Origin of the sequence: Aeromicrobium stalagmiti (assembly GCF_013283745.1) — a bacterium.
In the GTDB taxonomy this organism is placed as follows: domain Bacteria; phylum Actinomycetota; class Actinomycetes; order Propionibacteriales; family Nocardioidaceae; genus Aeromicrobium; species Aeromicrobium stalagmiti.
In genome coordinates, this window is sequence record NZ_JABSTZ010000004.1 from 208,460 (window position 1) to 224,271 (window position 15,812).

General features: G+C 69.4%; 17 protein-coding genes. 13 read left to right on the plus strand and 4 right to left on the minus strand.

All coding sequences use genetic code 11. The annotated features are described in order from the left end of the window. The first annotated feature begins 4 nt into the window (after positions 1-4). The 4 genes from HQK15_RS15720 (at position 5) to HQK15_RS15735 (ending at position 4,975) form a co-directional block, all read left to right on the plus strand. Positions 5-655, plus strand: coding sequence for an MOSC domain-containing protein (locus HQK15_RS15720; protein ID WP_173492446.1), 651 nt, complete (start codon positions 5-7; stop codon positions 653-655). Positions 656-709: 54 nt separating this feature from the next. After that, positions 710-2,545, plus strand: a complete 1,836-nt coding sequence (locus tag HQK15_RS15725; RefSeq protein ID WP_173492447.1) for an AMP-dependent synthetase/ligase — start codon at positions 710-712, stop codon at positions 2,543-2,545. 3 nt (positions 2,546-2,548) lie between these two features. Further along, positions 2,549-3,745 (plus strand): radical SAM family heme chaperone HemW, encoded by a 1,197-nt coding sequence (gene hemW, locus HQK15_RS15730; RefSeq protein WP_173492448.1) that lies wholly within the window; start codon positions 2,549-2,551, stop codon positions 3,743-3,745. Positions 3,746-3,937: 192 nt separating this feature from the next. Then, on the plus strand, positions 3,938-4,975 hold the full coding sequence (locus HQK15_RS15735; RefSeq protein WP_173492449.1) for a CHAP domain-containing protein: 1,038 nt from the start codon (positions 3,938-3,940) through the stop codon (positions 4,973-4,975). An 18-nt stretch (positions 4,976-4,993) separates the two neighbouring features. Here HQK15_RS15735 and HQK15_RS15740 read toward each other — a convergent pair whose 3' ends face one another. Together HQK15_RS15740 and HQK15_RS15745 are read right to left on the minus strand one after the other, a co-directional pair. Next, positions 4,994-5,833 carry a DUF3097 domain-containing protein gene (locus HQK15_RS15740; RefSeq protein WP_173492450.1) on the minus strand — a complete coding sequence of 280 codons (840 nt, stop codon included), beginning with the start codon at positions 5,831-5,833 and terminating at the stop codon, positions 4,994-4,996. Next, positions 5,826-6,272, minus strand: a complete 447-nt coding sequence (locus HQK15_RS15745; RefSeq protein WP_173492451.1) for a hypothetical protein — start codon at positions 6,270-6,272, stop codon at positions 5,826-5,828. Before HQK15_RS15745 ends, HQK15_RS15740 begins: the two co-directional genes overlap by 8 nt. Before the next feature lie 60 nt (positions 6,273-6,332). Here HQK15_RS15745 and hrcA point away from each other — a divergent pair, with 60 nt between their 5' ends. Genes hrcA through era form a run of 8 tightly spaced genes read left to right on the plus strand, consistent with a single transcriptional unit; the run spans position 6,333 to position 12,988 of the window. After that, positions 6,333-7,349: a heat-inducible transcriptional repressor HrcA gene (gene hrcA / locus HQK15_RS15750; protein WP_173492452.1), complete on the plus strand. Its 1,017-nt coding sequence runs from the start codon at positions 6,333-6,335 to the stop codon at positions 7,347-7,349. Positions 7,350-7,363: 14 nt separating this feature from the next. Further along, a complete protein-coding gene (gene dnaJ / locus HQK15_RS15755; protein ID WP_173492453.1) occupies positions 7,364-8,515 on the plus strand; it encodes a molecular chaperone DnaJ in 1,152 nt (383 codons plus the stop codon). A 30-nt stretch (positions 8,516-8,545) separates the two neighbouring features. Then, on the plus strand, positions 8,546-8,899 hold the full coding sequence (locus tag HQK15_RS15760; protein ID WP_367649217.1) for an HIT domain-containing protein: 354 nt from the start codon (positions 8,546-8,548) through the stop codon (positions 8,897-8,899). Positions 8,900-8,944: 45 nt separating this feature from the next. Continuing rightward, entirely contained in the window at positions 8,945-9,967 is a 1,023-nt protein-coding gene (locus HQK15_RS15765; RefSeq protein WP_173492455.1) for a PhoH family protein, read from the plus strand. Further along, a complete protein-coding gene (ybeY, locus tag HQK15_RS15770) occupies positions 9,964-10,440 on the plus strand; it encodes an rRNA maturation RNase YbeY (RefSeq protein WP_173492456.1) in 477 nt (158 codons plus the stop codon). Before HQK15_RS15765 ends, ybeY begins: the two co-directional genes overlap by 4 nt. A 10-nt stretch (positions 10,441-10,450) precedes the next feature. After that, positions 10,451-11,752 carry a hemolysin family protein gene (locus HQK15_RS15775; protein ID WP_173492457.1) on the plus strand — a complete coding sequence of 434 codons (1,302 nt, stop codon included), beginning with the start codon at positions 10,451-10,453 and terminating at the stop codon, positions 11,750-11,752. After that, positions 11,736-12,074 (plus strand): cytidine deaminase-like protein, encoded by a 339-nt coding sequence (locus HQK15_RS15780; protein ID WP_173492458.1) that lies wholly within the window; start codon positions 11,736-11,738, stop codon positions 12,072-12,074. Before HQK15_RS15775 ends, HQK15_RS15780 begins: the two co-directional genes overlap by 17 nt. Continuing rightward, the gene (era, locus tag HQK15_RS15785) at positions 12,071-12,988 is read left to right on the plus strand and encodes a GTPase Era (RefSeq protein WP_173492459.1); all 918 of its coding nucleotides are present in this window, start codon (positions 12,071-12,073) and stop codon (positions 12,986-12,988) included. Before HQK15_RS15780 ends, era begins: the two co-directional genes overlap by 4 nt. Positions 12,989-13,012: 24 nt before the next feature. On the opposite strand, the gene HQK15_RS15790 is transcribed toward era, so the two are convergent. Then, entirely contained in the window at positions 13,013-14,308 is a 1,296-nt protein-coding gene (locus HQK15_RS15790; protein WP_173492460.1) for an HNH endonuclease signature motif containing protein, read from the minus strand. A gap of 186 nt (positions 14,309-14,494) precedes the next feature. On the opposite strand from HQK15_RS15790, the gene HQK15_RS15795 reads away from it, so the two are divergent. After that, positions 14,495-15,295 (plus strand): pentapeptide repeat-containing protein, encoded by an 801-nt coding sequence (locus HQK15_RS15795; protein WP_173492461.1) that lies wholly within the window; start codon positions 14,495-14,497, stop codon positions 15,293-15,295. Between the two features lie 24 nt (positions 15,296-15,319). Here the strand turns inward: HQK15_RS15795 and HQK15_RS15800 are convergent, their stop codons facing one another. Next, positions 15,320-15,760: a hypothetical protein gene (locus HQK15_RS15800; RefSeq protein ID WP_173492462.1), complete on the minus strand. Its 441-nt coding sequence runs from the start codon at positions 15,758-15,760 to the stop codon at positions 15,320-15,322. Positions 15,761-15,812: the final 52 nt, after the last annotated feature.

The following is a 15,812-nucleotide window of genomic DNA, read 5'->3' on the forward strand; positions in this document are numbered from 1 at the left end:
CGGCATGGCTGGAGCGCTCGAGTCCGTCAACGTCGGTCGGACGGTCGACGTCCCGTGGGGACAGCTGCGTCGCAGCGCGATCGACAAGCGGCCGGTCGACGGGCCGGTGCACGTCAACCGCGCCGGCCTGGAAGGTGACCAGATCGCCGACCTGGTCAACCACGGCGGTCCCGACCAGGCCGTCTACGCCTATGCCCGGGAGGACCTCGAGGCCTGGGGCGGCCAGCTCGGGCGGACGTTCCACGCCGGGCAGTTCGGCGAGAACCTGACGACGGTGGGCATCGACCTGACCGGTGCTCACGCAGGTGACAGGTGGCGCGTCGGGGGAGCGCTGCTCGAGATCGCGGGCGTCCGCATCCCGTGCTCGGTCTTCCAGGGATTCCTCGACGAACGGCAGTGGGTCAAGAAGTTCACCCAGGGCCGGCTGCCCGGGCCCTACCTGCGGGTGCTCGAGGAGGGGACGATCGAGGCCGGCGACACGATCGAGGTCGTGGAGAGCCGCGAGCACGAGGTGACGGTCGACTTCGTCTTTCGCGCCCTGACGACCGAACGGGGTCTGATCCCTCGTCTGACGGCCGAGCCGCGCATCAATTCCTTCGTGGCCCGGCGACTGGGTGAAAGGCGCAACGATCCCCGAGAAGTGACCGCCCAGTAGGTTAGGGTGACACGCACCACATACTGACCGTACGCCGCGCAGAGGGACCCCCACATGCCAGTTGTCACGCCCACCCCCGCCCAGCTCGAGATCGTCAAGAACAGGGCCGCCACGGTGGCGGGCATGTTCTACTCCCGCGTCAAGGAGTCCGGCTCCCGCGAGGCCTACCGTTATCCCGATGCCAACGAAGTGTGGCAGTCGCTGACGTGGGCCGAGACCGGTGACAAGGTCACCCGGCTGGCAGCGGGCCTGGTGGCGCTGGGCATCCAGTCCGAGGAGCGGGTCGCGATCGCGTCCGGCACCCGGCTCGAGTGGATCCTGTCCGACCTGGCGATCAACGCCGCGGGCGCCGCGACGACGACCGTCTACCCGACGACGATGGCCGACGACGTCGCCTACATCCTGGCCGACTCCGACAGCCGTGTCGTGTTCGCCGAGGACGACGAGCAGGTCGCCAAGCTGCGCGAGAAGCACTCCGAGCTGCCGTCGATCGTCAAGGTCGTCGTCATCGACGGCACCTCCGACGGCGACTGGGTCATCAGCTTCGACGACCTCGAGAAGCTCGGTGAGGGCTACCTCGCCGACCACCCGACCGTCATCGAGGATCGCGTCGCCGGCATCACGGGTGACTCGCTCGCCACGCTGATCTACACCTCGGGCACCACGGGGCGCCCCAAGGGCGTCCGCCTCAGCCACGACGGCTGGTCCTACGAGGGCGCCGTCATGGTGGCCGGTGGCTTCCTGAGCATCGACGACCTGCAGTTCCTGTGGCTGCCGATGGCCCACTCGTTCGGCAAGGTGCTCCTCACGACGCAGCTCGCGATCGGCTTCCCGACCGCGATCGACGGTCGCGTGCCGCGCATCGTCGACAACCTCGCGATCGTCCAGCCGACCTTCATGGGTGCCGCACCGCGCATCTTCGAGAAGGCCTATGGCCGCATCGTCGGCATGACCGAGGCCGAGGGTGGCGCCAAGCTCAAGATCTTCCAGTGGGCCGAGGGCGTCGGCAGCGAGTACTCCAAGGCGATCCGGTCGGGCAAGAGCGTCTCGCCGGTCCTCAAGGCCAAGTTCGCCGTCGCCGACAAGCTGGTCTTCTCCAAGGTCCGGGCCCGCTTCGGCGGCCGCGTGCGGTTCTTCATCTCCGGTGCCGCGGCGCTCTCGCCCGACATCGCCGAGTGGTTCCACGCCGCGGGCGTCCTGATCCTCGAGGGCTACGGCCTCACCGAGACGTCGGCCGGCGCGTTCGTCAACCAGCCCGACAACTTCAAGCTCGGCTCGGTCGGTCTGCCGTTCCCCGGCAGCGAGGCCAAGATCGCGGCTGACGGCGAGGTGCTCATCAAGGGCCCGCACATCATGCGCGGCTACCACAACCTCGACACCGAGAGCGCGTCGTCGCTCACCGAGGACGGCTGGCTGCACACCGGTGACGAGGGCCGCATCGACGAGGACGGCTTCCTGTTCATCACGGGTCGCAAGAAGGAGCTCTTCAAGACATCGGGCGGCAAGTACGTCGCGCCGCCGCACATCGAGGGCATCTTCAAGGGCATCAGCGCCCTGACGAGCCAGATCGTCGTGCACGGCAACGAGCGCAACTTCTGCTCGGCGCTCATCACGCTCGATCCCGACGCCGTCACGGAGTGGGCTGCCGGCCACGGCATGGCCGGCAAGACCTACACCGAGGTCGTCTCGTCGCCCGAGATGTACGCCCACATCCAGAGCCAGATCGACGAGCTCAATGCCAAGATCAACCGCTGGGAGACCATCAAGAAGTTCGCGATCCTCGATCACGACCTGTCGATCGAGAACGGCGAGATCACGCCCAGCATGAAGGTCAAGCGTAATGTCGTCGAAGCCAACAACAAGGCGATCCTCGACGGCTTCTACGCTTAGTCGGTGAACTCGATCGAACGGCCGCTCTCCCACCCGGGGGAGCGGCCGTTCGGCATGTACGTCCACGTCCCGTTCTGCACGGTCCGCTGCGGCTACTGCGACTTCAACACCTACACGGCCGACGAGCTCGGCGAGGGTGCGACGCGGGCCTCCTACGCCGACACCGCGATCAGCGAGATCCACCGCGCCGCGGCCGAGGTGGGGCGTCGAACCGTCGAGACGGTGTTCTTCGGCGGGGGTACCCCGACGCAGCTGCCGTCCGCCGACCTGGTGCGGGTGCTGCGGGCGATCGACGAGCGTCTCGGCCTGGCCGAGGGGGTCGAGGTCACGACCGAGGCCAATCCCGACTCGGTCACCCCGCAGTCGCTCGCGACGCTCCGGGAGGGCGGCTTCACCCGGATCTCCTTCGGCGTGCAGTCGGCGGTCCCGCACGTGCTGGCGACCCTCGAGCGCACGCACGACCCCGCCAACGTCCCGCAGGCCGTGCGCTGGGCCCGCGAGGCCGGCTTCGAGCAGGTCAGCGTCGACCTCATCTATGGCACCCCGGGGGAGTCGATGGACGACTGGCGCGACAGCGTGGAGCAGGCCGTCGCCCTGGAGCCGAACCACGTGAGCGCGTACGCGCTGATCGTCGAGCAGGGCACGGCGTTCGCCCGGAAGGTGAGGCGCGGCGAGGTCGTCATGCCCGACGACGACGAGACGGCCGACAAGTACGTGCTCGCCGACGAGCTGCTCACCGCAGCAGGGCTCGGCTGGTACGAGCTGTCCAACTGGGCCCGCGACGAGGCCGCGCAGTGCCGTCACAACGTGCTCTACTGGCGCAGCGACGACTGGTGGGGCATCGGCCCGGGAGCCCACTCGCACCTGCGCGCACCTGGCGTCGACACGGAGGCCGACGCCGTCGCGGAGCGCTGGTGGAACGTCAAGCACCCCGCCGCCTATGCGCAGCGGCTGGCCGCCGACGCGTCACCGCGCCACGACGGTGAGGCGATCGACGCCGCGACGGCGCAGGTCGAGCGCATCATGCTCGAGACCCGGTTGCGCAGCGGGCTCGACCTGGACGCGCTGAGCCACGGGGCGCGCACGGCCGTCGACGGGGTCGTCGAGCGCGGTCTGGCGACGCGCAACGGCGATCGCCTGGTGCTGACCCGGCCGGGTCGACTGCTCGCCGATGCCGTCGTCCGTGAGCTCGTCGACTAGAAGCTTCGTGCTCTTTCTGGCGAACCGCACATGTCACTGCGAGTTACTGCTTAACCTCGAAGCAGGGAGTGGGTCTATGGGAGTGGACCCAGCAACACGGTTTCGGGGGAGAACGCAGAGGGAGAGATGCGCTTTTTGCGCGGACCTGCGCGAGTGGTGGGAGCACTCGTCGCGGTCATCATGATCATGGGAATGACGCCTGCTCAAGCGGCGTCCTCGTCACTGCTGTGCCGCGGGTTCGTGGGCTGCCTGACCGAAGGTCTCGGCAGCGCCGGATACCGCTTGGTGTTCCGTGACTCGCACTGGAACATGGCGCCCGGGCACAGCTGCACCAACTACGTCGCCTACCGCCTGTCGAAGGGCAGGGTGGTCGCCCGCCCGACGGGAGCCGTGGACGCGGCGACCTGGGGACCAGCGGCACGCAGGGAGGGCATCCCGGTGACGTCGACGCCACGTCCGGGCGACATCGCCTGGTGGAAGGCCAACTATCACGGCGCCTCGGCGGCGGGTCACGTCGCGTACGTCGAGTCAGTCCGCAAGGACGGTCGGATCGTGGTGTCGGAGGACAACTTCGACGACTCGTTCGCCTGGCGCATCATGCCCCGCGGATCGTCCTCGTGGCCGTCGGGCTTCATCCGGTTCCCCGAGTCGGACGGCCGTCCGTCAGGCAAGCTGATCTCGGTCGAGTCGCCGAGTGCCGGTGTCATCGACTTCTGGGGGGCCTCGAGCGATCCTGACGCTGCGCCGGGCAAGCGTGACTACCTCGTGTCGATCGGCGGGCCGCGCGACCAGGCCGGTGTCGAGACGTTCACGTTCTCGAGCGGCTACTTCCGGTTCCACTGGATCAAGACGCTGCGCACGAAGACACCGTCCACGATGTACCTGTACGCGCTCAACGCACCCGGCACGGCCGGCGAGGACCGCCTGCTCGGCGTCCGGACGTTCCGGGTCAAGACGCCCACTGCGGTGTCGGCCCGCCTCGTCGACTCGTCGATCAGCCGTGCTCGTCGTCCGCAGGTCCGCGTGCGGGTGGGGCCCGGAGAGGCGCGTGGAGTGGTCGACGTGCTCCGCGGGTCGAAGCGGATCGGCCGGGTCACGATCTCCTCGCCGAGCCGCCGCACGGTCACCCTGCCCCGCCAGCCCAAGGGCCGGGCGAGGCTGACGGTCGTCTATCGCGGGTCGAAGTACCACGCGCGCAGCTCGACCTCGGTCGTGCTGCGGGTGCGGTGAGACGCGTCGGACGATCGCTCAGTCGGTCGGCGCGGTGACGAAGTCGATGAGCTCCTCGACCCGGCCCAGGAACTCCGGCTCGAGGTCGGCGTAGGAGTCGACGCGTCCAAGGATGTGCTTCCACGCCCGGGCGATGTCGGCCTGGTCGGTGTGGGACCAGCCGAGCTCGCGGCAGATGCCGTGCTTCCAGTCCTCGCCGCGGGGGATCACGGGCCACGCCTCGATGCCGAGGCGGGCGGGCTTCACCGACTGCCAGACGTCGATGTAGGGGTGGCCGACGACCAGCACGTGCGGACGTCCGGAGACCTGCTCGGCCAGACGGGTCTCCTTGGACCCGGGCACGAGGTGGTCGACCAGCACGCCGAGGCGGCGGTCGGCGGAGGGGGCGAAGTCGTCGACGATGCCGACGAGGTCGTCGATGCCGCCGAGGTACTCCACGGCCACGCCCTCGATGCGCAGGTCGTCGCCCCAGACGCGTTCGACGAGCTCGGCGTCGTGGCGTCCCTCGACGTAGATGCGGCTCGGCAGGGCCACGCGGGCCTTGGCGCCGTGGACGGCTCGGGAGCCCGACGCCGTACGCGTGGCAGTCGCCTTGGTCGCGGCCGACGGTGGACGAGCGATGATCGGCTTGCCCTCGAGCAGGTAGCCGGGGCCGAGCGGGAACGATCGGCGGACGAGCCGCCGGTCCTCCAGGATCATCATCCCGAGGTCCTTCTCGACGGCCATGACCTCGCCGCAGAAGCCCGTCGAGGCATCCTCGATGACCATGCCGCGCTCGACCACGACCTCCTCGGAGCGACCTCGGGGCGGCTTCTTCCAGTCGCCGGACAGGACGTCGGTGCCGTAGCGGTCAACCATGCAGGGCTCCCAGGAGTCGCTGGTGCAGAGTCTCGAGATCGTCCTTCTCGATGTCGGGGCCGAGCAGCTGGGTCTCGGGGCCGATGAGCCCGAGCGCCAGGTCGACCGCGACGGGCCAGCTCGGCGGGACGTCGCCCGGCGCGTCGGCGGTCCACAGCGCACCCACCGTGACGTAGGACGCGACGATGCTGCCGTCGTCCTCGACCACCGAGAGGCTCGCGACGAGCTCGCCGCCGGCGGGGCCGTCGCCGAGGTGCATGACCTCGACGGTGATGCGGTCGAGCTGGGTGACCCACACCGACGACAGTGAGCCGCCGCGCGACTCGTGCGCGACGGTCGTGCCGTCGTCGAGCACGACCTCGTAGGGGGTGATCGTGAGGGATCTCTCGTCGCCCTGGACGACCAGGTGCCCCTCGCCGTTCTCCGAGATGCTGCTCACCTCGCTAGACTGGCACTTGACCACGGAGAGTGCCAACAGGCTCGCGGAGAGGAGCGTGTGATGTCTGACGACCGCCGGCTCGACGTCCTCCGCGCCATCGTCGAGGACTACGTCGCGACGCAGGAGCCGGTCGGCTCGCGCTCGCTGCTCGACCGCCACCAGCTCGGCGTCTCGCCGGCCACGATCCGCAACGACATGGCCGCGCTCGAGGACGAGGGCTACATCACCCAGCCCCACACCAGCGCCGGTCGCATCCCGACCGACAAGGGCTACCGGATGTTCGTCGACCGTCTCTCGACGGTCAAGGCGCTGTCGCCGGCCGAGCGCCGGGCGATCGAGACGTTCCTGACCGGTGCGGTCGACGTCGACGACGTCGTGCAGCGCAGCGTCAAGGTGCTGGCGCAGCTGACCAACCAGGTCGCGATCGTCCAGTACCCGTCGCTGACCCGCTCGACGGTCCGTCACATCGAGCTCGTGGCGCTCGAGGGCTCCCGCGTGCTGCTGGTCGTCATCACGAGCAGCGGCCGGGTCGAGCAGCGCATCGTCGAGCTGGTCGAGACACCCACCGACGACCTCATCGCCGACCTGCGGTCGCGCATCACCCGCGCCACCGTGGGCGAGCGCCTCCCCGAGGCGTCGCTCAAGCTCGCCGACATGATCGAGACGTTCGGGGTCAACGACCGCCCGATCGTCACCTCTATCGTCACGACGCTCACGCAGACGTTCTCCAACGAGCGCAGCGACGAGCGCATCGCCGTCGGCGGCACGGCCAACCTCGCCCGGTTCGGCAGCGACTTCGACACCTCGATCAAGCCGGTGCTCGAGGCCATCGAGGAGCAGGTCGTCCTGCTCAAGCTGCTGGGCGAGGCGACGAGCGGCCTCTCGGTGCGCATCGGCAGCGAGACAGGCCACGAGAGCCTCTCGAGCACCGCGGTCATCTCGTCGGCCTACGGCGCCGACGACCTGGCGCTCGCGACCCTGGGCACGGTCGGCCCCACCCGCATGGACTATCCCGCAACGATGGCTGCTGTCGGCGCCGTCGCCCGCTACGTCGGCCGCACGCTGGCGGACAACTGAAACGCAGAGGACTCATGGCACAGGACTACTACGCAACACTCGGCGTCGGACGTGATGCGACCGCCGACGAGCTGAAGAAGGCGTACCGCAAGCTCGCCCGTCAGTTCCACCCCGACGTCAACGACGCGCCCGACGCCTCCGACAAGTTCAAGGAGGTGACGATCGCCTACGAGGTGCTGTCCGACCCGCAGAAGCGGGCCACGTTCGACCGCGGTGGCGACCCCATGAGCAGCGGCGGCGGAGGCTTCGGCGGCGGTGCCCAGGGCTTCAACTTCGACGACATCATGGACGCGTTCTTCGGCCAGAACGCCCAGCGCGGCCCGCGTCCGCGCCAGCAGCGCGGCCAGGACGCGCTGCTGCGGCTCAACGTCGACCTCGCCGAGGCGGCGTTCGGCGTCACGCACGAGATCAAGGTCGACACGGCCGTCACCTGCACGACGTGCGAGGGCAGCGGCGCGGCCAACGGCTCGCAGCCCGAGACCTGCCGCACGTGCCACGGGCACGGCGACGTCCAGCACGTCCAGCGGTCGCTGCTCGGCGACATCCGCACGTCCCGCCCGTGCCCCACGTGCCACGGCTTCGGCACCGTCATCCCCGACCCGTGCCCCGAGTGCGCCGGTGAGGGTCGGGTGCGTTCGCGTCGCTCGATCTCGGTGACGATCCCGGCCGGTGTCGACCAGGGCACCCGCATCCAGCTCAGCGGCGAGGGCGAGGTCGGCCCCGGTGGCGGGCCTGCCGGTGACCTCTATCTCGAGGTCAACGTCGCGCGGCACCCCGTGTTCCAGCGCAAGGGCGACCAGCTCTTCTGCCAGATCACGGTGCCGATGACGGCTGCTGCGCTCGGCACCCACCTGGACCTGCCGACGCTCGAGGCCGACGTCCCCGACTCCGACGAGGCGTCGCGCACCGTCGAGGTCGACGTGGTGGCGGGCACGCAGTCCGGTGACACCCTGACGATCAAGGGCCAGGGCGTGCCCCGCCTGCGCGGGTCGGGTCGCGGCGACCTCAAGGTGCAGGTCGTCGTCGAGACGCCGTCGCGCCTCGACGAGCAGCAGAAGGCCCTGCTCGAGCAGCTCGCCCAGCTCCGCAACGAGGAGCGGCCCGAGGCCCTCATGGGCAGCAACCACAAGGGCGTCTTCGGCAAGATCAAGGATGCCTTCAAGTGAGCTTGCGAACGTGAAGCGAAGGAGATGCAAGTGAGCAGCACGCCCGATCCCGACTGCCTGTTCTGCAGGATCGTCGCAGGTGACATCCCGGCCGAGATCGTGGCCGAGACCGAGCACACCGTCGCGTTCCGCGACATCTTCCCGCAGGCCGACGTGCACGTGCTGGTCGTTCCGCGCGTCCACGAGCCCGACATCGGCAGCCTGGCCGCGGCCGACCCCGAGGTGACGGTCGCGCTGCTGGCCGAGGCCCGTCGCATCGCCGAGGTCGAGGTCGGTGGCCAGTACCGGCTCGTCTTCAACACCGGGTCAGCCGCGGGTCAGACGGTGTTCCACGCGCACGCCCACGTGCTGGGCGGCGAGATCCACGTGCCGCTGCCGGGCTGAGGAAATTAGTGCGCTGCCGCAGGCGTTGCGTACGATTGATCCCACATGACTGACGACACCTCATCGGCACCGCTGCCCACCCACACGTTCACGATCCCGTCGAGCGTCGCGGCCGTCGCCCTGCTCGGCCCCGCTGACGAGTTCCTCCGCCTGATCGAGGACTCCTTCGAGGCGCGCATCCACGCCCGCGGCAACACGATCACGGTGACGGGAGCGCCCTCGGAGGCCGCCCTCGTCGAGCGGCTCCTCGACGAGCTCGTGACGATCCTGCGCACAGGCCAGAACCTCTCCCGCGAGACCGTCGAGCGCAGCGTGTCGATGCTGCGCACCGAGACCCGCGAGAAGCCGGCCGAGGTGCTGAGCCTCAACATCTTGTCCAACCGCGGCCGCACGATCCGGCCCAAGACGGTCAACCAGAAGCGTTACGTCGACGCGATCGACAAGCACACGATCGTCTTCGGCATCGGCCCGGCGGGCACCGGCAAGACCTATCTCGCGATGGCCAAGGCCGTCCAGGCGCTGCAGGCCAAGGAGGTCAACCGCATCATCTTGACCCGTCCTGCCGTCGAGGCGGGCGAGCGACTGGGCTTCCTGCCCGGATCGCTCAGCGAGAAGATCGACCCCTACCTGCGTCCGCTCTACGACGCGCTGCACGACATGGTCGACCCCGACACGATCCCCAAGCTCCTCGCGAGCGGTGTCGTCGAGGTCGCGCCGCTGGCGTTCATGCGCGGGCGCAGCCTCAACGACGCGTTCGTCATCCTCGACGAGGCACAGAACACCACGCCCGAGCAGATGAAGATGTTCCTGACGCGCCTGGGCTTCGGCTCCAAGATGGTCGTCACCGGCGACGTCACGCAGGTCGACCTGCCGAGCGGCAACAAGAGCGGGCTGCGGGTGGTCCAGGACATCCTCGACGACGTCCGCGACATCCACTTCGCCAACCTCACCGCCTCCGACGTCGTCCGCCACAAGCTGGTCGGTCAGATCGTCGCCGCCTACGGCGAGTACGAGGAGCACGCGACGCGCCCCGAGCAAGTGGAGCGAGGAGGGCACGGACGCCCGTGAACGTCGACGTACTCAATGAGTCAGGGGCCGAGGTCGACGTCGTCGCCCTCACCCGGCTCTGCCGCTTCACGATGCGGCGCATGCGCCTCCACCCGGCCACCGAGCTGACCGTCCGCCTCGTCGACCCCGACACGATCGCGGTGCTCAACGAGCAGTGGATGGGCAAGAAGGGCCCGACCGACGTGCTGTCGTTCCCGATGGACGAGCTGACGCCCGGCCACGACGACGCCGAGAGCCCCGAGGGCTATCTCGGTGACATCGCGCTCTGCCCGCAGGTCGCCGAGCAGCAGGCGCCCGCGGCGGGCCACTCCACCCGCGACGAGGTCGACCTCCTGACGGTGCACGGCATCCTGCACCTGCTCGGCTACGACCACGCCGAGCCGCAGGAGCACCAGGAGATGTTCGGCATCCAGGGTCGTCTGCTCCTCGAGTGGCAGCAGGCCGCCGAGGGCGTCGACCCCGAGCAGCAGTGAGGCGCGCCCGATGAACTGGCTCCCCGTCGTCCTGTCGGTCGGACTCGCGGTCGTGGCAGGCATGCTCGCGAGCGTCGACGCCGCGATCTCTGCGTTCTCCAAGGCACGCGCCGAGGAGCTCGAGGACGAGGGACGCTCCGGCGCCGCTCGTCTGGCGCGCATCCTCGAGGATCCCGCGGCCTACCTCAACTCGGTGCTGCTCCTGCGGGTGCTCGCCGAGACCGCGAGCGTCGTGCTGGTCGCGCTGGTCGTCGCCGACGAGCTCGACGGACTGTGGCCACGCTTCGGCGTCGCCGTCGCGATCATGGTCGTCGTCAGCTTCGTGCTGATCGGCGTCGGGCCCCGCACGCTGGGCCGCCAGCACGCGGAGTCGATCGCGCTGGCCTCCGCCCTGCCCGTCGTCGGCATGACCCGGCTGCTCGGGCCCATCCCGCAGCTGCTGATCCTGCTCGGCAACGCCGTGACTCCCGGCAAGGGGTTCCGTGAGGGGCCGTTCGCCTCCGAGGTCGAGGTGCGTGAGCTCGTCGACCTCGCCGCCGCGAGCTCGGTCATCGAGACCGACGAGGGCAAGATGCTCCAGTCGGTCTTCGAGCTCGGCGACACGATCGTGCGCGAGGTCATGGTGCCCCGCACCGACCTGGTCTTCGTCGAGAAGCACAAGACGCTGCGCCAGGCGATGTCGCTGGCCCTGCGCAGCGGCTACTCGCGCATGCCGGTCATCGACGAGAACCTCGACGACGTCGTCGGCATGGCCTACCTCAAGGACATCACCAAGCGCGTCTTCGACAACCACGTCGCCGAGACCACCGAGCGCATCGAGTCGATCGCCCGGCCGTGCCTCTTCGTGCCGGACACCAAGCCGGCCGACGACCTGCTGAAGGAGATGCAGGCCCAGCGCACGCACGTCGCGATCGTGGTCGACGAGTTCGGCGGCACGTCCGGCATGATCACGATCGAGGACATCCTCGAGGAGATCGTCGGCGAGATCACCGACGAGTACGACACCGAGCCCGAGGAGAGCGAGCAGCTGGCCGACGGCTCCTGGCGGGTCAGCTCGCGCTTCGAGGTCGACGACCTCGAAGATCTCTTCGACATCCCGATCGACGACGAGGACGTCGACTCCGTCGGCGGCCTGATGGCCAAGCACCTGGGCAAGGTGCCGATCCGGGGGAGCGTCGTCGAGGTCGAGGGACTACGTTTCGAGGCCGAGGGTCCGTCGGGCCGACGCAACCGCATCGGCCACGTCCTCGTGAGTCGTCTGACCCCCGTGCTGGACGAAGCGAAAGGTTCCGACCATGGATCTCAGTCCTGAGGACGCCAAGCTGGTGACGCTCGCACGGGCGTCCCGCGCGCGGACGAACGCCGAGCACGGTGCGGCGGTGCGCGACCAGGATGGTCGCACCTATGTCGCCTCGACCGTGGTGCTGGCGTCGATCCGGGTCGACGCCCTCGACCTCGCGGTCGCCATGGCCGTCTCGTCGGGTGCTACCGGCATCGAGGCGGCTGCGCTCGTCGGTGAGATGGTCCCCGAGCCCATCGTCAACGGCACCGCGGTCCGTGACGTGTCCGGTCACGGCATCAACGTCTACCTGGCCGATCCGGCCGGCGAGGTCGTGCGGGTGAAGACCACATGAGCGAGCACCGTTCGGGCTTCGCCTGCTTCGTCGGTCGTCCCAACGCCGGCAAGTCCACGCTGACCAATGCCCTGGTCGGCGGCAAGATCGCGATCACGTCGTCCAAGCCGCAGACCACGCGCCACGCGATCCGCGGACTGGTCAACCGTGACGACGCGCAGCTGATCCTCATCGACACCCCCGGGCTGCACAAGCCGCACACCCTGCTGGGTGAGCGGCTCAACGCCCTCGTGCGCTCGACGTGGTCCGAGGTCGACACGATCGGCATGTGCCTGCCGGCCAACGAGAGCGTCGGCGAGGGCGACAAGTTCCTGATCAAGGAGCTCGCCCAGATCCGGAAGAAGCCGATCTTCGCGATCGCGACCAAGATCGACCTGGTCAAGCCCGACCGGCTCCGCGACCACCTGCTCGCGATCCAGCAGGCCGGCGCCGACGCGGGCCTGCAGTGGCAGGAGATCATCCCGGTCTCGGCCGTCGCGGACGACCAGGTCGACCTGCTGGCCGACCTCCTGATCGGCACGCTGCCCGACGGGCCCGCGCTCTATCCCGAGGGACAGCTGACCGACGAGCCCGAGGAGACCCTCATCGCGGAGATCATCCGCGAGTCGGCGCTCGAGGGCGTCCGCGACGAGTTGCCGCACTCCCTGGCCGTCGTGGTCGAGGAGATGGTGCCGCGCGCCGACCGCCCCGAGGACAAGCCGCTGATCGACGTCCGGGTCAACGTCTACGTCGAGCGCGACAGCCAGAAGGGCATCATCATCGGCAAGCAGGGCACGCGGCTTCGCCAGATCGGCAGCGACTCGCGCTCGCAGATCGAGAAGCTGCTCGGCACGCCGGTCTTCCTCGACCTGCACGTCAAGGTCGCCAAGGACTGGCAGCGCGACCCCAAGCAGCTGCGCAAGCTCGGCTTCTGACCGGCCCTCGTCCCGCTCCCTGACTCACGCGGCGCGGGGTTCTTGCCGGGTGAATCTGGCGTGTCGTCGCCGAACTCGGTCGGGGTCGATGCGCGGGGGTGGGATGACCTCGGGGATGCCATCGTTGGCCATGACGATGCCCCACTCGCCCTCGTGGACGAGGAAGTGGTGGAAGTGGCACAACAACGCTGCGTTGGCCAAATCTGTCGGGCCGCCCTCCGTCCACCAGGTGATGTGATGGGCCTCGCACCAGGCGGGCGGCCGATCGCAGCCGGGGAAGATGCACCCCCGGTCACGGTGGGCGAGGGCGATCCTCTGGTGCTTGTCGTAGAGGCGTCGGGTCGTGCCGAGGTCGAGGATCTTCGACTCGGCGTCGAGGTAGAGGGCGACGAGCTGAGCGTTGCACGCCATGCGCTGCGCCTTGGCGGCGGAGGTCGTGGTACCCGAGGTGTTGGTGGCGGTGCCGTTGCCGGTGCGGAGGTTGTCGACGTCGACCGTGACGGCCACGGTGGCTGCGAGCCCGCCGTGCTGGGGGAGTGCGCCGGTGGGCAGGTGGGCGATGAGCTCAACGAAGGCGTGGCCCATCTTCTGGTCCCGGGGCAAGGCCCTCCACCCGTCGAGGTCGAACCCGAACGCCTCGGCCGCGTTGGCGTTGCGACGCGGCGCGATGATCCCCTCGACCGCAGCGCGCAACGTGTCACCGTCAGCGTCGGCGACCACGGCGGAGATCCGGGTGGTGCCGTCGCCGCGGCGTCGCATCGACAGGCGGGTCGCCTCGAACGCCTTCTGCTCCTCGGCGAGGACCTTCTTCCCCAGCTCTTCGTCGGCACCGTCGGGGTCGATGACCTCGAGCACGCGGTTGGCGAGGCGCTTGAGGTCATCGAGATTGTGCTCACCGGCCAGCTTGATCAGATGGGCCTCTGCGTCGGCGCGGGGCGCGTCGTCGACCCAGTCGGGCAGGGCATCGATCGCCCTCATGATCACCCCGGCCTGGTCGGTGGAGATCTCACCTGCCGCCCAGGCGGCACGGGCGGCCTCGGTGCATCCGTTGGTCACCGTGGCCAGTCCGACCAGCTTCGCGGCCTCGCCCTTGGACATGCCGGTCAGGTTGGCCATCCACGCCGTGGTCGACGTCGCAGCGTCGTCGTGGGGCAGGCCCATGTCGTCGGCGCACCCGGCCAGGCGCGACAGCAACGCATCCAGCGACGTCCGGGCCTGCTGGGCGGCCTTGACGATCTCGCGGACCTCGGCTCCGGTCAGGGACCAGGGCTCGAGCGCAGCGGCGTCCACGGACAGGGACGACAGCTGCTCGATGATCATGCGGACTCCGGAAAGAGCTAGAACATATGTTCGATCATACCTCTCGTGGCCGGCCGGACGCAACGCCTGGCAACAACTATTTGTCTGCAATCGCAGTCAGAATGTCGAATTTTAGAGCCCGCCCCACCAGCCTAGACGAGACCCCGGACACGCCTGATCGTCAACGCGTCGACGTAGGGTTCAGGCGTGGAGTCACTGGATCTGGTCGCCGACTGCGGCAGCTGCTTCGGCCTGTGCTGCGTCGCCCTGGCGTTCGAGCGGTCGGCCGACTTCCCGGTCGACAAGGCGGCGGGCGATCCGTGCGTCAACCTCGACGACGGCTTCGGCTGCGGCATCCACGCGCACCTGCGTGACGAGGGCTATCGGGGCTGCACGGTCTACGACTGCTTCGGCGCCGGCCAGAAGGTGTCGCAGCTGACCTATGCCGGTGTGAGCTGGCGTGACGACCCCGCGACGTCGGCGTCGATGTTCGCCGCGCTGCCGGTCATGCGCCAGCTGCACGAGATGCTCTGGTATCTCCTGGAGGCCGTCGAGCGTCCCGAGGCTGAGGTGGTGCGTGACCAGGTGGCCGACGCCCTCGCCGAGACCGAGGCCCTGACCCGTTCGTCGGCCGACGACCTGTCGTCGATCGACCTCACTGCCCACCGGGCTCGGGTCGATCCGGTGCTCCAGCAGGTGAGCCGTCACGTGCGTGCAGCGCACCCCGGGCCGGAGCGTCGTGGTGCCGACCTGCTGGGCGCGCGGCTGCGACGTGCCGACCTGCGCGGCGCCAACCTGCGCGGCGCGCTGCTGATCGCCGCCGACCTGCGCGAGGCCGACCTGCGCACCGCCGACCTCATCGGGGCAGACCTGCGGGACGCCAAGCTGCACGGCGCCGACCTCGCCGGGGCGCTGTTCCTGACCCAGGTGCAGGTCAACGCCGCGACCGGTGACGCCCGGTCGGTGATCCCCGACCGACTGGTCCGGCCGGCGCACTGGGAGCGATAGCCGCCGTGGTGTCAGCGTGGGCCGTCAGCCCTCGCAGGTCTTCTTGATCTCCACGGCGGCTTCGGTCACCAGTGGGTCCAGGTCGCCCGCCTCGACGTAGGCCTCGGGGTCGTCGAGGTAGTCGACGAGCTGACCGGCCGGGTCCTTCAGCTCGGCGGGGCCTTCGGCGACCACCGTGAACAGCTGGTTCTGCACCTCGGTCGCCCGATCGACGTTCGCCAGCGCTCCGCCGCTCGTCCTCACCGCCTCACCGGCGGCCAACGCGTCGTCGACGTAGCGCGCGGCCGGGCCGACCAGCAGGCTGCAGGCGCCCTCGAGCGTCTTGGGGCTGACCTTGGCGGCCGCGGTGCTCTCGGTGCTCGGCGCCGTGTCGCCGGACGACGCCTCGCCATCGTCGCTGCTCGTGCATCCGGTCGTCATGGCGGCCAGGAGGACGAGTCCCCCGACCAGGTGCGCACGTTGCATCCCTGTCCCTCTCGCTGGCTGGCCTCCGACCGTACTGGATCGGCGGCCGCGA